Here is a 16,817-nt window from a genome sequence, read left to right on the forward strand (position 1 = left end):
AATTTTCGCTTTTACTCAATAATAGTTTAAATTTAAATAAACGGATTTTTTTGTGCTTACAATAAAGTAAAGAATTTATGGTGGTGTATTAGTGAGGGAAACTAAATGAAATTCGTCCGGTTGATATATTTTAGTCGTGCTACTAGAGACATGAGTTTAGCTGATTTGCGCAGCATTCTTGAGTCTGCTAGAAACAATAATGATGAATTAGAGATTTGTGGCCTGCTTTGCTACGAAAATCGTTATTTTTTGCAAGTGCTAGAAGGTGATCGTGAAGATGTAAATGAGCTATACCTCGATATTGCAGACGATCCTCGCCATGATTGTATTACCATCATTAGTTATCAAGAGCGAAGTAGTATTGGTTTTGGGAAGTGGCAAATGGGGTATGCGGGCGGCTCAAGTGATTTTTATAAGTTATTAAAAGAAAATGGGCAAGTAGAATTTGACCCTACTAGTATGAATCCGCAGCAAGCTGAGTCATTTTTAGAAAAAATGGCTGAATTTCAAACGGAAATCTAAACAGGGACATTCGCTCTCTTTAGTTAACTATGCAATGTTAGATATCTTTTAAAAGAGATCCATCAAAGACGTTTAGTTGACTCAATTTTAACAGTAGATCTTTTGTCTTCACTTTCATTAAATCCCTTAACAACCTAACCGCTGGTGTAATAGACTGGCGGCTTGGGCAAATAAGCCAAAGTTGCGTGGGCTTCGGTTGGTAATCTGGCAATAACGTAACAAGGCGGCCATTTATAATGTCGTCACAACAGTCTAGACTCGATTTAACGGCTACGCCTTTGCCTGCTACCGCCCATCTTCTAACCATTTCACCGTCGTTAGCTGTTCTATTCCCCTTCATCTTTATCTTTAGCGGTTTACCGTCGTGCAAAAACTCCCAGTCGTTATAGACTTTGTCGTGCAATTGATAGAAAAGTCCGTTGTGGGTTTGTAAGTCTTCAAATTTTTCAGGGGCGCCAAGAGTGCTGATGTAAGACGGAGACGCAACGAGTAGTCTAGGTACATCGCAAATTTTAAAGCCATATACACTAGCGTCGTCAGGCGAGCCGTAACGCAGGGCTAAATCGATAGGGTCGCGGTAGAAATCGATATTGCTGTCGTTCAAATTAAGCTTCACGCTTAATTTCTTATTTTCATCCATAAATTCATCTATCCACGGAGCAATAACATTACGGCCAAGATCAGATGACAAGCCTAGTCGAAGCTCACCCTCAATAACGCCAGTTTCGGCCTTCAAGTTCTGCGTTGCGTTTGCCAGCATCGACATGGCTTGTTCGCAGGTTGGCAAGAAGCGCTCACCAGCAGAAGAAAGCCTAAGTGATCGGGTTGTGCGTACAAACAGTTCAGCGCCAAGAGCCTGCTCAACACGTTTAACCGCCGCACTCGCCGTAGCGGTGCGCATGTTTAAATGTGTTGCTGCAGCGGTAATGTTTCTAAATTCGGCTACTTTTATTACAACATTTAAGTCATCGAGTAACATGATTTTCAAAAACCGTTTGATAATGTTTCTTGTATTGTGCTGTTTAACATAAATTATTTAAGCTTACAATGTAGTTATTAATTAAAGGAGAGCAGAATGATGAAAGCGATCGGTTATACCCAGTCACGAGATATTAACGAACCTAACGCACTAAGTAATTTACAAGTAGCTAAACCTAGCGCGTCGGGTAGAGATTTATTAGTGAAAATAAACGCAATAGCGGTAAATCCTGTTGATTACAAAATTCGTCAACGCGTAAACCCAGAAGAAAACAAGCCTAAGGTTCTAGGCTGGGACGCCGTAGGTGAAGTTGTTGAAATTGGCGCTGATGTCTCCGAGTTTGCTGTGGGTGATAGAGTCTATTACGCAGGTGACCTTACCAGGGATGGTTCAAATGCAGAGTTTCAGTTGGTCGACGAACGTATTGTGGGTAAAGCACCTACATCTTTGTCAGACAGTGAAGCTGCGGCTCTTCCGCTAACTACCATCACTGCTTACGAATTATTGTTTGACCATCTTTCCCTTAAACAGCAGGACGAAAAAAGCGACGAAGTGGTACTTGTTGTAGGTGCAGCAGGAGGCGTGGGCTCTATCATGCTTCAGCTTCTCAAAACGCTTACGGGGGCAACTGTGATTGCTACCGCATCCCGTGAAAGCTCGAAAAATTGGGTACAGGAATTAGGTGCCGATTATGTGGTTGACCACAGTAAACCCATGGCAGAGCAAATAAAAGCGCTAAACATTGGTGAAGTAACGCATGTCGCAAGTTTAAATAACACCCACCAGTATATCGATACCTATGTGGAAGTTATGAAGCCTAAAGGCAAACTTGCGCTAATTGACGACCCAGAAAGTTTAGATGTAGCAAAGCTTAAACAAAAGAGCTTGTCGTTACACTGGGAGTTCATGTTCACCCGCTCTATGTTTGAAACCGATGATATGGCAAAACAAAGTCGTCTTCTCACTCACGTAGCGGGCCTTATCGATGAAGGCAAGATCAAGACTACAGTAGGCAAACACTTGGGGAAAATTAATGCTGCCAACCTAATAGAGGCGCACAAAACCCTGGAAGAGGGGCGCGCAATTGGTAAGCTTGTACTAGAAGGTTTCTAGCCTTTTACTTCCATTTACCTCATTAGTTAATTCGCTTTTCTCAATGATAAATAAAAAGCGAATTTGACGTATTGGCTTAGGGTGAAGCGACTACCCTAAGCCTTGCCCCAATCATGTAAAACTTTCTAGCCTTTTTGTAAAAGTGACGACTTAATTAGCCGTTGTTTTATTAAGTTTCTGATAGTTATCAATTTTATCCATGGAATCTAACTTGCTGTAAGTGTTACGCATAGCATTAAAAACAATGTGAAATGTGTTCAATCTTAAACGACAAGGAAAAATCATGGCTGAATCATTTAAATATGAAGGCAACAAGGGAAAGGGCGGCGAATTACATCAAAAGGCGGGAGATGGTTATCCGACTATGACAACAGCCCAAGGCTGTCCTGTGCATGATGATCAGAACTCTTTGAAAGCTGGCGTACGCGGACCAACAGTTTTAGAAGACCACGTAATGCGTGAGAAGATATTTCATTTTGACCATGAGCGCATACCAGAAAGAGTCGTTCATGCAAGGGGCTATGGCGCCCACGGTTACTTTGAAACGTATGAGTCACTTTCGGATATAACTTGCGCCGATATTTTTCAAGAAAAAGGCAAAAAGACCCCAGTATTCACTAGATTTTCTACCGTAGCGGGTAACCAAGGTTCTCCAGATTTAGCGCGAGATGTACGTGGTTTTGCTGTTAAATTTTATACCCAAGAGGGTAATTGGGATTTAGTTGGCAACAACATTCCTGTTTTCTTCATCCAAGATGCTATCAAGTTTCCAGATCTAATTCACTCGGCTAAACAGGAGCCTGACCGAGGTTTTCCACAAGCGCAAACCGCACACGATAACTTCTGGGATTTCACAAGTTTGAGCCCAGAGTCTGTTCACATGCTTATGTGGGCTATGTCAGACCGCGCCATTCCCCGTTCATTCCGATTTATGGAAGGTTTCGGTGTTCATACTTTCAAGCTGATAAATGCTAAGGGTGAAATGAAATATGTGAAGTTTCATTGGAAACCGAAGCAGGGCATGCAGTCAGTTGTGTGGAACGAAGCTCTGAAAATCAACGGTGCTGATCCAGATTTTCACCGACGAGATCTGTGGAACTCTATTCTTGCTGGTGACTTCCCAGAATGGGAGTTAGGTATGCAGATATTCGACCAAGAGTTTGCAGATAATTTTGAATTTGACGTTTTGGACGCAACTAAGCTTATTCCAGAAGAGCAAGTACCAGTTAAAATTGTAGGTAAAATGGTACTTAATAAGGTGGTAGATAACTTCTTCGCTGAAACTGAGCAAGTTGCATTTTGTACACAAAACATTGTGCCTGGTATAGATTTTACCAACGACCCACTACTACAGGGGCGTAATTTCTCTTATCTAGATACGCAGCTAAAACGTTTGGTAGTACCAATTTCACTCATCTACCCATTAATGCGCCAAAATGCCCAATGCGACACTTCCAGCAAGACGGCCACATGGCGATGCATAATCCGAAAGGGCGCGCCAATTACGAACCAAATTCGTGGGAAGCTGATGAAGACAATCCGCGCGCGTGTCCTGCTCATGGATTTCAGTCACATAATGAAGAGGTTTCTGGTGAAAAGGTTAGACATCGTTCAGAAACTTTTGCAGATCATTACAGCCAAGCTCGTCAGTTTTATATTAGTCAAACTGAAACCGAGAAAGAACATATTCGCGATGCATTCGCTTTTGAGTTATCCAAAGTAGAGCGTTTAGCCATTCGTGAAAGAGTTGTTTCACATCTGCTAAATGTTGATAAGGATTTAGCTAAAGCGGTTGCTGAAGCGCTAGGTTTTAGCGAAATGCCAGAGCCAGCAGAGGCTGCAATGGAAACTAGAGAAGATCTTGCTGAATCTGATGCGTTAAGTATTTTAAAGAATGCGCCTGATACATTTAAAGGCAGAAAGCTGGGTATTTTAGTGAGCGATGACCTTGACGGTGAATTACTTGGCAACGTAAAAACCGCCTTAGATAATGAAGGCGCTATGTACGAAATAGTTGCACCGCAGATTGGCGGCGTTACTTGCGATAAAGGCAAATCGGTAGATGCACAGCAGAAGGTCGATGGCGGACCGTCAGTATTGTACGATGCAGTGCTATTATTGATGTCTAAGTCGGGAGCCGAAAAGTTCGCAGGCAAGCCTGAAGCAAAAGACTTTGTGTCGGATGCATTTGCTCACAACAAGTTTATAGGCTACACAGATGCTGCGATGCCACTTATTAAGGCCGTTGGCTTAGATAGCATGATGGACGAAGGTTTTGTTGACCTTAAACAAAACTCAGCAGACAAATTTATTAAGACATTACGTGGTGTTCGTTACTGGGCCAGATCTTAATTCAGCACTTGCAGTTTTTAAGAAACAGTAGGGCGCTTTTTTAAGCGCCCTTATTTATTATGTGTTCCGCCCTGACACTACCTGATCCTGCACTACGTTGAGATAAAGAACACTTCTTTATCACGACATCAAGCATCTCTAAACCCCAGCGGTTCTGTACTTATTTTTCAATGGTACGAATGTTTTACTGACAACGTTATCTTAAATCAGTTTTACTGTTATCTATATTCTAAAAGTGGAAGTTAAATTCTAACATTGTTGTTATATTTCAATTGTCTATGTCTTTTTGAATACTTTTTGGTGAAGTGAGCGAATCTTCAATACCTTGTCCCTTCGGCATGGGTCATGCACCCATAAGTGTGTGTATTTTCATTAAGGAGGAACAATTATGTCAAAGCAAGACCAATACACAATGACCGACCCTCGTACTCAATATGATAACGATGGAACCCATTACAACGATGACCAACCTGATCCTGCATTAGATAAAAATTTAGACCCCTCAGCTGATCATGGCGAAGATACTTATCGAGGGAGCGATAGGTTGAAGGGGCGAAAAGCGCTGGTAACTGGTGGAGACTCTGGCATAGGTAGAGCAGTTGCTATCGCTTTTGCCAGAGAAGGCGCTGACGTCGTCATTAATTACCTTCCCTCTGAACAGGAAGATGGTGATAAAACCGTTGCCATTCTAGAAGAGGCTGGCGTAAAAGCTAAGGGTATAGCCGGAGACATTAAAAACGAAGACTTCTGTGTTTCCCTTGTGGAAGAGGCGAACACTTTTTTGAACGGTCTCGATATTCTTGTAAATAACGCTGGCAAGCAGAAGTTTGTGGAAAATATTGAGGATATCACTACCGAGCAATTTCGAACGACGTTCGAAACCAACGTTTTTGCCATGTTTTGGATTACTAAAGCGGCGGCTAAATATATGCCACCAGGTGGTAGCATCATCAATTCTACATCTATTCAGAGCTATCAGCCCTCACCCGGCCTTCTGGATTATTCATCAACTAAAGGTGCCATTACTTCGTTTACCAAATCGTGCGCCAAAATGTTGATAGAAAAAGGCATTAGAGTGAACGGCGTTGCCCCTGGGCCCATTTGGACACCCATACAACAAAGTGGAGGGCAAGCGCCGAGTAAGCTTCCTAAGTTTGGTGAAGATACGCCTATAGGCCGTGCAGGGCAGCCCGCAGAACTTGCGCCAGCTTATGTGTATTTAGCGTCTCAGGAATCTAGCTATGTTACTGCCGAAATATTAGGAGTAACAGGTGGAAAACATCTTCCGTAATAGTGTTTAAAAAGGGATTTTATTTACTAGAGAGATATTATTAAACAAAGGGGCGTAATATAACGTCCCTTTTTCAAAATTATTACCTGTACACAAACACTGCGAGTCTATTTAACTCTTTGAAGGGCATCTATAATTTCCTTAGGTTCGGCTCTCGTTCTATAATCCACATCAACGTAGCGCCAAATAACTTCGCCATTTTTATTTAAGACAAATGTTGCGGGTATAGGAAGGATATTGCTATTGCCATTATTGATTACTTCCAAATCAAGTTGGCGGTCGTTACGCATATGCTCAAGTAAAAATTCTGGCACTTCCCACGCAACGCCAAAGGTAGCAGCAACTTTAGCCCCCTGATCAGATAAGACAGTGAAAGGTAACTCTTTTATCTGCTCCGCGTTTAAACTGCTGTCTGGGCTTTCTGGACTGATGGCAACAAGTTCTGCACCTAGAGCTTTAATTTCATCATTAATTTTTTGCAGTGCGTTTAGCTGTAAGTTGCAATAGGGACACCAGCTGCCTCGATAGAATGTGAGTACCAGAGCTCCTTTATTTAGCGCCTCGGATAGCTGAAATGACTCTCCCTTGGCAGAGGGAAGCGTGAAGTCTGGCGCAGTGCATTTAATATCAAGCGCCTTTTCACCTTGCTGGAATGTGCGCGCCTTTTCGATTTCTCTGTCAACACCCTCCATAAAGGCAGGGTTGTTTTTTCGTCCTGCGTCCACTTTAGCTTGAGTTTGCGATTTAAGAGATGTCATAGAGTATCTAACCTTATTTTATTGTTTTAGCTGCTATAAACTAGTGCTAATGAGTTAACTAAGTATTCGATAGTTGACAGGTAATACCCTTATTTGTTCCTCGTTACTATAATGTTGTAGCACCTTTGCGATAAATGCCAGGCAGGCTCGGCTGTCAGCATAAACACTGTTATGTTTCTATAGATATCGCGTTATTTTAGATAATGGCACAAGGCTGCCATTGCGACAGCCTCTTCGTTCAACAGGCTAAAGTTTTACTAATGTTCTGCCCGACAGTTCACCTTTTAAAATGGCGTCTATTTTCTGACTTACTTCGTCTAAAGACACTTCTTCAGTTAAATCGTCGAGACATTCTAATTTCCACTCGCTTGCTAATTTATCCCAAAGCCTTAACCTAGGCGGCATGGGGCATTGCACTGAGTCGATACCTAGCAAAGACACGCCGCGTAAGATAAATGGAAATACACTTACACTGAGGTCGGCAGAAGCGGTAAGGCCGCAACATGTTACGGTACCGCCGTATTGTGTTGCTTTAATAGCCTGTGCTAAATATTCTCCGCCTACCGTATCGACAGCGCCAGCGTATAACTCTTTTAACATAGGGCGTTCTTTATTTGCTAATAATTCGTCTCGAGTTATGACCTTACTCGCACCAAGCGCCTTTAAGAATGACTCATGCTCTTTTTTTCCAGTACATGCTACTACTGAATAGCCAGCTTTAGCTAACAACGCAACAGCGACCGAGCCAACGCCACCCGTAGCGCCAGTGACTAAAATATCGCCTTTACCCGGTGTTACGTCATGTTCAACTAACCCTTGTACCGATAAACCAGCGGTAAACCCTGCAGTCCCAATGACCATAGACTCCCTTAACGTAAGCCCATCTGGCTTAGCTACTGCCCACTCACTTGGAATTTTAATGTACTCACCAAAGCCGCCAGCGGTATTCATTCCAAGGTCATAGCCTGTAACAATAACTTCATCGCCTTCTTTGAAGCGGTTATCATCACATGACACTACTGTGCCTGCAGCATCAATGCCGGGGGTGTGAGGAAAGTTTCTGCTAACGCCAGGGTTGCCCGTGGCAGACAACGCATCTTTATAGTTGAGTGATGAATATTCTACTTTGATGAGCAGTGAGCCTTCTGGCAAGTCATCCAGCGAGCGCTCAGTTACTCCACGCTTAAACGATTTATCTTCTTGTTTTTCTACAAGCAAAGCCTTAAACGATGTCATATCAGTCTCCGATGGTCGAAAGTTACGCTACCCATTGTGACGATATATTATATTTGCGCAAGTATGCACTTTTTAGTAGGGTAGTACCCAAAATGATACTATTGCTTTTTGGCGGGTGCTCGGCTCTGTTTTACTCGTATTAGTAATACGGCCTGATACCAAAGAAACGTTAACTACGTGATAAAGATAAGAGAAAAATATGACGGTGAATTTAAAAAGTGTTGAGGACGTGGCCGGAGAAGTAACGCCAAACATTAAGAGTAGTGAAGCTTTAAATCGCCAGAAACAAACCTGTAGTCAGGCCATTGGTGAAAATGCGAGCGATCCAAGTCAATACATTTGCGGTGTCGCAGTCTCCTTAGAGATAATAGGCGGCAAGTGGAAAGGAGTTATTTTATGGCATCTTTGTCATAAAACACTGCGCTTCAGTCAATTGCGTAGGCGATTGCAAGGCGTTACCCAAAAAATGCTAACACAGCAGTTAAGAGAATTAGAACGCGATGGCTTGGTTAACCGCAAAGTATATGCCGAAGTGCCCCCTCGTGTTGAATATTCTCTTACAGAGCTAGGTCGCACTCTAGAGCCAACTCTTCGTCAGCTATGTGATTGGGGTAGGGCGTATAACGATGACTACAGATAAATAGTTTACTGTTCATCGTGGCGTAAGATGCAGTCAACTTGGGGTTTTAGGGCTCACAACGCTGAGAAACGACATTTAAAAAAGCGAGTACCGAGTGAAATCACAGCAGTGCTCGCCCTTATAGTAGCGTTTTATATGATTTAAGCGATTAACGAACCAATAGATAATACGCTTTCTTCACCATCAGCAACGGTCATAATAGTCGCCTTCATCACGCTGAAATTTACGCGTAGTGACGCTGTATTGTTGCCATGTACCCAAGTCAGTACCAAAACCTTATCGCTGTAGTTTACGTCAAACTCACCATTAAAGGCATCGCTTTCGTTTCTAAGCGTTATTAGCTGCATTAAGCCTTTAACTACTGGCTTTTTAATAGCCTCTTCGACCATCGCGGTAGACAAGTAAGGGCGGTTGATGTCGCGTCCCACATTGGTTTTAGCGAGTAGCTCCATGTCGTTGTGAGCCGCAAGCAATCCGCCGTAGTAAACCTGAGGAATCCCCGGACTAAAGAACTGAATGGCGCGTGCAATCAAATAGGCAAAGTCATCCTTACCTAATGCATCGTAATAGGTACAATTTACCTGATATAGGTCTACGTTATTTGCCGCTGCTCCTGTGGCTTTCTTAGACTCGCCGTTGGAGTTTTCGTGTATTTGCTCGACTAGTGCGTTAATTGCATCAGCATTAAGAAGGCCTGGTTTGTCACCACTTGCGCCTACATCGACAATGCCGATGCCATCGTGGGTATCAAGCACGGTAAAACAATTACGAGGCGAAATAGAAAGCCAGTACGCCAATGCCTCTGCGTTTTTAGTAAATAAGGTGTGCAGTACAAGCGGAGGCAAAGCAAAGTCGTAGACGCTGTCGCAACGTGCGGCAATATCAATTTGAGTCTGATAGTGGCTGTGTATTTCTACTAAGCACTGCATGCCCATACCACGAGCGCGGTTTGATAACTCTTCAATAAATTCAAAGGTTTCTTCAAGCATAAAGCAGTTAGAACCTGCACGCTTAATTGCATAGCCTGCCGCGTCTAAGCGTATAAGATCAACATTACTTTCAGTAAACGACTGAAGAATAGACGATAGATAGTCTTTGCCCAACTGTGACTCTACATCAATGTCGATTTGATTAGAGGTAAAGGTAGTCCAGAATGGTACTGTTTCTGGGTTACTAGTTTCTGTGCCTACTTCATAATCACTAAAAAATGGTGTTGGGCGAGGGCGGAATACTTGCGCTATCTGCTCGTCGATTTGAACGGGGTTATTACCCTTAAAAATATCTTCTTTTGTTAAAAACAGTGGCCAATAGGTAGATTCGCGTCCGTTCGCTAGCACGTCTTTAAATGCTTCACTTTGTCCTGACATGTGGTTAACAATGAGATCGGCCATAATATCGACTGACTCGCCAAGCTTTTTAATGTTGTTCCAGTCGCCTAAGCGCTCATCGACACAAGTGTGATCTATTGGGTCGAAGCCTGCGTCTTCACCATCGTAAGGATAATAAAAAGGAAGGATATGAACACCGGTAAACAGGCCGTTTAATGGGCCTTCAAGTATGCTTGTAAGGCTTTCGATGTTGCCATCGCCTAGTCGGTCTGCATACGTGATTAGTTGAACGCCATTGCGTATAGACATGATAATTCTCCAAAATTCAGCATGCGTTGGCTCGTACTGTTTTATTGTTTCGCGAGTACACATTACTTCGAACTAAGCACTACCAATCTGTCAGGTTCAAACTTGATTATGTAATGGGTTTAGCTTAATTCTTAATCTTCCACTGTTGACTAACCAAACAAGGTTGAGGCACACAAAGAAAACAAACTTAATCGATTAAGTTAAAATAGCAGTAGAAAGGATATTTGTAAATGAGAAGTTTAAAAATGAAACGGGCTCAGCGGCTGTGCTGTTGCTTGATTGACGCGCATTTCGCGAAAACTCAACGTATCGAAAGAAGCTTTAAAGGAAGCTATTCAGCTTGTAATGCTTGAGGATACAGTAATTTTAAATCTTTCTATCACGAGTTAGTCTTGCGTCCTAATGTTTATTTGCTCCACGTTATCTAACGCTTCAAATTCTCGTTTTGCCTCTTTCCACTTAGCTAATTTTTCGTAGTAAACGTCCCAAATACATGGGCAGCAGGAGCCGCCGCCACAACAGTCGTCTCTTAATGGTTTCTCAGGTTCTTCAGGTAGCGACTTCATGGAAATAACCCTTGTCTTCTTTCCTCAAAAAAAAACTTCATGCGCTAAGAGTTTTCTTTATGTTCAACGTCACGCGCAAGCGCTGGAAGTTGAAATTACAAAGTATGATGGTACTCGCAAAAACGCTCAAAAACAAAAAGCCCTGTTAAATAACAGGGCTTAGCTCATTTTAGTGCGCTATTTTACTAAGTTTATACTAGTAAGCGTTATTCAGTAGGTTGGCCGTCCTGCGCTGTATGGCTATTTAGGTTTTCTGGTGCAGCAACAACTGGCTTAGGCTTAACTGCACCGGCTTTAGCCAGTATATCGCTATTGCCAGTAACCAAGTCTGCTAAAGAGCCATTGTCGGCATCGACTAAACCTACTTCACGCAGCATAGAATCTACCAGTGGGGCGTTAGCACGATAGCTCAGTGCGGCTTGTGTTACTTGCTCAGCTAAACCACTACCCGCAGTAGCAACGGTGTGATCGCCTTTCGCGCCACTACCTTGGCCATAACCTTGTAAAATTTTAATGCCTTCAATGTTTTCAAGAGGCTTAACCGCTTGCTCAACAAGTTCAGGCAATATCTTAAGCATCGCAAGGGCTTTTTGTAGCTCAATTTGTTCGGTCTTGAGCGTATTCTCAGCTTCGTAAAGGGCTTGTTTACCTTGTGCTTCAACGGCAAGCACTTTCTCGTCCGCATCGGCTTGCAGCATTTTAGCATCGGCTGCAGCTTTGGCTTCTGTAAGAATTGCGGCAGCAGAATTTTCAGCCGCTTCTTTCTTAGCCTGTGCTTCAACGGTTATGCCCACAGCTTCACGCTCCGCTTCTTTACGAGCATCGATAACTTCAATTTGTTTCTTACGCTCAGCTTCTGCTACCGATTTAGCGGTAAGTACAGCTTCTTCTTTTTCTACTTTTTGCTTTTCAGCTTCCGCGGCTTTAGCGCGTGCAGCAGACTCTTCTTCTGACTTAGTAGCAACTGCAATTTGTTTTACTTGCTCAGAAACCTCAACTTCTTGCTGCTGGCGAATACGCGCTTGTTCTAACGCTTGGCGTTTAGCAATTTCCTGAGTTTCTATTTCACGAGACTTTTCAATTTCAGCCGCCTCGATAGCTCGGTTTTTAGCAATTTCAGCTTCGCGCTCTTCTCGTTCTTTCATTTCACGTTGCTTAGCAATTTCGGCTTTTTGCTCTTGGCGTTTGAAAGCAAGTACTTGTTCTTGCGCTAAGCGCGCCTCTTCTTCATCGCGTTTTACATCTAGAGATTGCTTCTCGGCGGCCAAGTTACGCTGCTCAATGAAAATACGGTTTTCTTGCTGAATGTCGTTCGTTTCTTTGCGCTTTTCTTCAATGATTTTAGTCAATCGAGCGCGACCTTCGGCATCGAATGCATTGTTTTCATTGAAGAACTGGAGGTCTGTCTGATCAAACCCAGTTAAACTTACCGATTCAAGTTCTAAACCGTTCTTCTCAAGGTCGTTAGCCACACTTTGCTGAACCTTTTGTACAAAGTCAGCGCGCTGTTCGTGCATTTCAGTCATGCTCATTTCAGCAGCTACGGCACGCAGTACATCAACAAATTTTGACTCCATTAATTTTTTAACTTCTTCAGCGCGGGTGGTGCGCGTGCCTAATGTCTGTGCTGCCATTGAAATGCCGTTGGAATTAGGCGCTACACGCAAATAGAAGTCTGCTTTTACGTCTACACGCATTCGATCTTTGGTGATTAACGCGTCTTTTTGAATTTTCTCCACTTCTATACGAAGGGTATTCATGTTCACCGGAATAATTTCGTGGACGACAGGAAGTACAATAGCACCACCGTCTTTAATTACTTTCTCACCGCCTAGACCGGTTCTTACGAACGCAGTTTCTTTAGTAGCCCGGGTGTAGAGTTTGGCAAAAATAAGGCCAATAACGATAAGCCCTACAACGATAGCACCGGCAATAAAGAGTATTGACGGCAAGCTAGATGGTTGAATTGTATCCATACTTTTATCTCTTTTAAGTTATAGGTAGCGGGTTGCTAACCAGCTGTGTTGATTTTTCTGCACTAAAATGACGCGCTCTCCCTGTGCGAACAATTCTTCATCTTCGAACGGCTCTACTAACACAAAATGAGGCTGAGAATAATGGTCGGTAAATTTTGCTTCTGCCGGATTACCACGGCTTGCTTTGCCAATAGTGATTTCCGCCACGGAACCGATAAAATCTTCGCTATTGACTGCACTAGACTCCACGCTTGGCAATACGCTTGCAAAGATTTTTACGGTTTTAGCAGTAATCAGTAACCCTATTAAAAAGGCGAGGGGAACAGACATAAGTGCTGGTAAAGTAAAGCTTAGTACACTAGCTGTAATGCCATTTAAAATCAGACCAATAAGTCCGAATAACGTAAGCAAAACAACTAAATATATAAGAAAAGGGACTTTGTTGATGTTTAACCAGTTGGCTACTGACGTGCTTAAAAAGCCTTCGCCGTCCAGCTCAGCAAAGTCGTCGCCAAGCCCTAATAGGCTTGCGCCAAAAATAGTACTAACAAGCTCTAGTATGAAAACAAAAAATACGGCTATAAGCGCAATACTAAACCAGAAATTTGAAGGGGAAAGAAGAACATCTGTCATTTACACCGTCCATGATGACTAACTTGCTTTTCTTCTTTATACCACAGAACAAAAATTAAGCCAGCGCGTAACACATGTACTTTGGGTTAGTTTGTAAGAAATGATGATCGGCAAAACGCCAGCATTGTCTAGATGGCTTGAAAGGAGAGGATGCGTTAAATCGTTTGAAAGACCGTTATTTACTAAAGTTATGTTGCTGTAGCATCACGTCGTTTTCTGTAACCTTTAAAACGCTACCTTGATCGTACCAATCACCCAATACAATGCGAGTCGCAAGTTTACCATTAGCTTCAAGGCTGTGGATGTTTGGTCTGTGAGTATGACCATGGATCATGCGCTGCACGCCCCATTTTTCCATCACCTTTACCACTTCTTCAGGGGTGACATCCATGATGTCTGGTTTAAGGTTTTGCTGTTTGGCCTTACTTTCTGCGCGGCCGTTATCGGCAACACGCTGTCTATACCATAACGGTAGGGCAAGCATTAAGCGAGGCCACCACCACCCACGAGATTTCTTGCGAAACTTTTGATAGGCAACGTCACGAGTACATAGTTCGTCACCATGAGTCAGCAAGGTGGGTGTACCGTATAAATCTACGACCTCTTGTTCGTTTAACAGTGTCATGCCCGCTTTTGTAAGCCACTTTTCCCGTATGGCAAAATCGCGATTGCCGTGAATAAAGTAGATAGGGCAGTGCTGACTGACTTCCTTGAAAGCTGTCGCTATAGCAGTGTTAAAAGGCGTAACGTTGTCGTCGCCAATCCATACTTCAAATAAGTCGCCTAAAACATAAAGTGCATCGGCATTAATGGCATCTTCTTTTAAAAAGCGCATTAAGCATTCTGTAATATCAGGACGGTCTGCACTTAAATGTAAATCGGCAATGAAGTAAGTAAACGACATAACTCTTCTTAGTGTGGTTTAAAAAGCCGCGATAAAATAACGCGGCTTGCTTTTAACTCAGTGCTTTTAGCATGTTATGAAAAACATGCCAGCCAAGCACTTGGGCTGCTATTTAAGCATCTATTTAAGCAACAACTGCTTTTTCGATGATAACTGGCTCAACAGGTACGTCCTGGTGATAGCCGTTGTTGCCTGTTTTAACCGCTTTAATCTTTTCAACAACATCCATACCTTCAGTTACTTTGCCGAACGCGCAGTAGCCCCAACCGTTTGCATTCTTGCCAGAATGGTTAAGGAAGTCGTTGTTGTTTACGTTAATAAAAAACTGTGCGGTAGCTGAGTGTGGGTCTTGAGTACGCGCCATCGCGATGGTACCTACTTCATTTGCAACACCGTTGTCAGCTTCGTTTTCGATAGGTTCTTTAGTATCTTTTTGCTCCATCTCAGGTGTAAAACCGCCACCTTGAACCATAAAGTTGTTAATTACACGGTGAAAGATAGTGTTGTCGAAAAAGCCATCTTCTACGTAAGAAAGAAAGTTAGCTACTGTTTTAGGTGCTTTATCTTCAAAAAGCTCTAGGGTGATGTCACCGAAATTTGTTTTTAACGTAACCATTGTGGTTTGTCCTTTGTGTTAGCGTATATGTAAAGTGGGGGCATTTTAGCGCAAAACGAGTCGATAGCGCAAAGCAACGTCGATTGCAGATTAAGGCAATATCGCTGCAAAAGGCTTGTACCATTTAAATCGTGACAGTGCTAAACTTTGCGCCCCAAAATTATGACAAATAGGAAATATAGACATGCTACATCTTTACAATACCCGAACCCGTGAAAAAGCGAAGTTTGTTCCGCTTCAAGAAGGGAAAGTGGGTTTGTATGTGTGTGGTATTACTGTTTATGACCTAAGTCATATGGGTCATGCCCGCACCTACTTAAGTTTCGATGTTTTAGTACGCTACTTGCGTCATCTTGGTTTAGATGTGAAGTACGTGCGTAACATCACGGATATTGACGATAAAATTATTGCTCGCGCCAATGAGAATGGCGAAAGCTTTGAAGCGCTAACAGCGCGTACTATCGCAATGATGCACGAAGACTTTGCGGCCATTAATTTGCTTGAGCCAGACGTAGAGCCGACAGTAAGTGGCCACATGGATGAGATTATTGAAATTATCCAACGTCTTATGGACAAAGGTTACGCCTATCAAGCTAAAAGCGGCGATGTGCTATTTGACGTAAGCAAGTATGAAGATTACGGCAAATTAAGTAAACAAGACCTCGATCAGCTTAAAGCCGGTGCCCGTGTTGAAGTGGCAGCAGGTAAAGATGACCCGCTTGATTTTGTACTATGGAAAACCACCAAACCTGGTGAGCCAGCGTGGCAGTCGCCATGGGGCGAGGGGCGTCCGGGCTGGCACATTGAGTGTTCTGCAATGAACCACAAGCACCTTGGCGCGCACTTTGATATTCATGGCGGTGGTTCAGATTTAACCTTCCCGCACCATGAAAATGAAGTAGCTCAGTCGTGCTGCGCATACGATACGCCGTATGTAAACGTATGGATGCACGCGGGTATGGTTCAGGTTAATGATGAAAAAATGTCTAAGTCGTTAGGCAACTTCTTTACCTTGCGTGATGTGCTTAAAGAGCACGATTCAGAAACCTTGCGTTTCTTTTTGATGTCGGCCCACTACCGCAGTCAGTTAAGCTACTCACAAGATAACATCACACAAGCGAAAGCAGCCCTTGAACGTTTGTATACTGCGCTGCGTGATGTTGTAGTAGACGAGAGTACAGACCTTAGCTACGGTGGTTATTTAGCACGTTTTGAAGCTGCTATGGATGATGACCTTAACGTACCTGAAGCCTTTTCTGTATTGTTCGATGTGGCACGCGAGCTTAACCGCCAAAAAGACAATGCTGAAGAAGCAGGCAAACTGGCAGCGGTTCTTAAAGGGCTAGGTGCTATTTTAGGTATGCTTCAGAGCGACCCTGATACTTTCCTTAAAGGTGGCGAGGGCAACGATGACGAAGCAGCTGAAATTGAAGCCTTGATTAAACAACGTAACGACGCTCGTGCTGCTAAAGACTGGGCAGCCGCAGATGCCGCACGCGACGCACTAAATGCAAAAGGCGTAGTGCTAGAAGACGGCCCAAGCGGTACGACATGGCGAAAAGCTTAACTACTTGTCACTTTATTTAGAGAGTAA

Annotated in this window: 15 protein-coding genes and 1 pseudogene; 7 read left to right on the forward strand and 9 right to left on the reverse strand. The window is 43.2% G+C overall.

Annotation, left to right across the window (positions count from 1 at the left end; translation table 11 throughout):
- Positions 1–105: 105 nt before the first annotated feature.
- Entirely contained in the window at positions 106–522 is a 417-nt protein-coding gene (locus KL866_RS16385) for a BLUF domain-containing protein (RefSeq protein ID WP_214996050.1), read from the forward strand.
- Between the two features lie 37 nt (positions 523–559).
- Here the strand turns inward: KL866_RS16385 and KL866_RS16390 are convergent, their stop codons facing one another.
- Positions 560–1,501: a LysR family transcriptional regulator gene (locus KL866_RS16390; protein WP_214996052.1), complete on the reverse strand. Its 942-nt coding sequence runs from the start codon at positions 1,499–1,501 to the stop codon at positions 560–562.
- A 99-nt stretch (positions 1,502–1,600) separates the two neighbouring features.
- Between KL866_RS16390 and KL866_RS16395 the strand changes: the two genes are divergently transcribed.
- From KL866_RS16395 to KL866_RS16405, 3 genes and pseudogenes are all read left to right on the forward strand, one after another.
- Positions 1,601–2,614 (forward strand): zinc-binding alcohol dehydrogenase family protein, encoded by a 1,014-nt coding sequence (locus tag KL866_RS16395; protein WP_214996120.1) that lies wholly within the window; start codon positions 1,601–1,603, stop codon positions 2,612–2,614.
- Positions 2,615–2,897: 283 nt separating this feature from the next.
- A pseudogene (locus KL866_RS16400) lies at positions 2,898–4,966 on the forward strand (catalase).
- Between the two features lie 388 nt (positions 4,967–5,354).
- Positions 5,355–6,257 carry an SDR family oxidoreductase gene (locus KL866_RS16405; RefSeq protein WP_214996054.1) on the forward strand — a complete coding sequence of 301 codons (903 nt, stop codon included), beginning with the start codon at positions 5,355–5,357 and terminating at the stop codon, positions 6,255–6,257.
- 107 nt (positions 6,258–6,364) lie between these two features.
- Here the strand turns inward: KL866_RS16405 and KL866_RS16410 are convergent, their stop codons facing one another.
- Together KL866_RS16410 and KL866_RS16415 are read right to left on the reverse strand one after the other, a co-directional pair.
- On the reverse strand, positions 6,365–7,015 hold the full coding sequence (locus tag KL866_RS16410) for a peroxiredoxin-like family protein (RefSeq protein WP_214996055.1): 651 nt from the start codon (positions 7,013–7,015) through the stop codon (positions 6,365–6,367).
- A gap of 246 nt (positions 7,016–7,261) precedes the next feature.
- Positions 7,262–8,251 (reverse strand): YhdH/YhfP family quinone oxidoreductase, encoded by a 990-nt coding sequence (locus tag KL866_RS16415; protein WP_214996057.1) that lies wholly within the window; start codon positions 8,249–8,251, stop codon positions 7,262–7,264.
- 199 nt (positions 8,252–8,450) lie between these two features.
- On the opposite strand from KL866_RS16415, the gene KL866_RS16420 reads away from it, so the two are divergent.
- Entirely contained in the window at positions 8,451–8,891 is a 441-nt protein-coding gene (locus KL866_RS16420) for a helix-turn-helix domain-containing protein (RefSeq protein ID WP_251140114.1), read from the forward strand.
- Positions 8,892–9,031: 140 nt separating this feature from the next.
- On the opposite strand, the gene gtfA is transcribed toward KL866_RS16420, so the two are convergent.
- A complete protein-coding gene (gene gtfA, locus KL866_RS16425) occupies positions 9,032–10,528 on the reverse strand; it encodes a sucrose phosphorylase (protein ID WP_025255637.1) in 1,497 nt (498 codons plus the stop codon).
- 386 nt (positions 10,529–10,914) lie between these two features.
- Positions 10,915–11,094 (reverse strand): oxidoreductase-like domain-containing protein, encoded by a 180-nt coding sequence (locus KL866_RS16430; protein WP_025255636.1) that lies wholly within the window; start codon positions 11,092–11,094, stop codon positions 10,915–10,917.
- Here KL866_RS16430 and KL866_RS16435 point away from each other — a divergent pair.
- Positions 11,093–11,257, forward strand: a complete 165-nt coding sequence (locus KL866_RS16435; RefSeq protein WP_155852422.1) for a hypothetical protein — start codon at positions 11,093–11,095, stop codon at positions 11,255–11,257. The genes KL866_RS16430 and KL866_RS16435 overlap by 2 nt on opposite strands.
- Positions 11,258–11,300: 43 nt before the next feature.
- Here KL866_RS16435 and KL866_RS16440 read toward each other — a convergent pair whose 3' ends face one another.
- From KL866_RS16440 to KL866_RS16455, 4 genes are all read right to left on the reverse strand, one after another.
- On the reverse strand, positions 11,301–13,070 hold the full coding sequence (locus tag KL866_RS16440) for a flotillin family protein (protein WP_214996059.1): 1,770 nt from the start codon (positions 13,068–13,070) through the stop codon (positions 11,301–11,303).
- A gap of 18 nt (positions 13,071–13,088) precedes the next feature.
- Entirely contained in the window at positions 13,089–13,703 is a 615-nt protein-coding gene (locus tag KL866_RS16445; RefSeq protein ID WP_025255634.1) for an OB-fold-containig protein, read from the reverse strand.
- 175 nt (positions 13,704–13,878) lie between these two features.
- Positions 13,879–14,607 (reverse strand): UDP-2,3-diacylglucosamine diphosphatase, encoded by a 729-nt coding sequence (lpxH, locus tag KL866_RS16450; RefSeq protein ID WP_025255633.1) that lies wholly within the window; start codon positions 14,605–14,607, stop codon positions 13,879–13,881.
- 124 nt (positions 14,608–14,731) lie between these two features.
- Positions 14,732–15,223 (reverse strand): peptidylprolyl isomerase, encoded by a 492-nt coding sequence (locus KL866_RS16455; RefSeq protein ID WP_025255632.1) that lies wholly within the window; start codon positions 15,221–15,223, stop codon positions 14,732–14,734.
- A gap of 184 nt (positions 15,224–15,407) precedes the next feature.
- Here KL866_RS16455 and cysS point away from each other — a divergent pair, with 184 nt between their 5' ends.
- Entirely contained in the window at positions 15,408–16,790 is a 1,383-nt protein-coding gene (cysS, locus tag KL866_RS16460) for a cysteine--tRNA ligase (protein WP_025255631.1), read from the forward strand.
- Positions 16,791–16,817 lie beyond the last annotated feature (27 nt).

This window comes from Alteromonas sp. ALT199, assembly GCF_018619335.1.
In the GTDB taxonomy this organism is placed as follows: domain Bacteria; phylum Pseudomonadota; class Gammaproteobacteria; order Enterobacterales; family Alteromonadaceae; genus Alteromonas.

What these genes read in the sequence shown, in the direction of transcription:
- KL866_RS16385 (WP_214996050.1), top strand. Translation starts at nt 106, where the DNA reads ATGAAATTCGTCCGGTTGATATATTTTAGTCGTGCTACTAGAGACATG.
- KL866_RS16390 (WP_214996052.1), bottom strand. Translation starts at nt 1,501, where the DNA reads ATGTTACTCGATGACTTAAATGTTGTAATAAAAGTAGCCGAATTTAGA.
- KL866_RS16395 (WP_214996120.1), top strand. Translation starts at nt 1,601, where the DNA reads ATGAAAGCGATCGGTTATACCCAGTCACGAGATATTAACGAACCTAAC.
- KL866_RS16405 (WP_214996054.1), top strand. Translation starts at nt 5,355, where the DNA reads ATGTCAAAGCAAGACCAATACACAATGACCGACCCTCGTACTCAATAT.
- KL866_RS16410 (WP_214996055.1), bottom strand. Translation starts at nt 7,015, where the DNA reads ATGACATCTCTTAAATCGCAAACTCAAGCTAAAGTGGACGCAGGACGA.
- KL866_RS16415 (WP_214996057.1), bottom strand. Translation starts at nt 8,251, where the DNA reads ATGACATCGTTTAAGGCTTTGCTTGTAGAAAAACAAGAAGATAAATCG.
- KL866_RS16420 (WP_251140114.1), top strand. Translation starts at nt 8,451, where the DNA reads ATGACGGTGAATTTAAAAAGTGTTGAGGACGTGGCCGGAGAAGTAACG.
- gtfA (WP_025255637.1), bottom strand. Translation starts at nt 10,528, where the DNA reads ATGTCTATACGCAATGGCGTTCAACTAATCACGTATGCAGACCGACTA.
- KL866_RS16435 (WP_155852422.1), top strand. Translation starts at nt 11,093, where the DNA reads ATGGAAATAACCCTTGTCTTCTTTCCTCAAAAAAAAACTTCATGCGCT.
- KL866_RS16430 (WP_025255636.1), bottom strand. Translation starts at nt 11,094, where the DNA reads ATGAAGTCGCTACCTGAAGAACCTGAGAAACCATTAAGAGACGACTGT.
- KL866_RS16440 (WP_214996059.1), bottom strand. Translation starts at nt 13,070, where the DNA reads ATGGATACAATTCAACCATCTAGCTTGCCGTCAATACTCTTTATTGCC.
- KL866_RS16445 (WP_025255634.1), bottom strand. Translation starts at nt 13,703, where the DNA reads ATGACAGATGTTCTTCTTTCCCCTTCAAATTTCTGGTTTAGTATTGCG.
- lpxH (WP_025255633.1), bottom strand. Translation starts at nt 14,607, where the DNA reads ATGTCGTTTACTTACTTCATTGCCGATTTACATTTAAGTGCAGACCGT.
- KL866_RS16455 (WP_025255632.1), bottom strand. Translation starts at nt 15,223, where the DNA reads ATGGTTACGTTAAAAACAAATTTCGGTGACATCACCCTAGAGCTTTTT.
- cysS (WP_025255631.1), top strand. Translation starts at nt 15,408, where the DNA reads ATGCTACATCTTTACAATACCCGAACCCGTGAAAAAGCGAAGTTTGTT.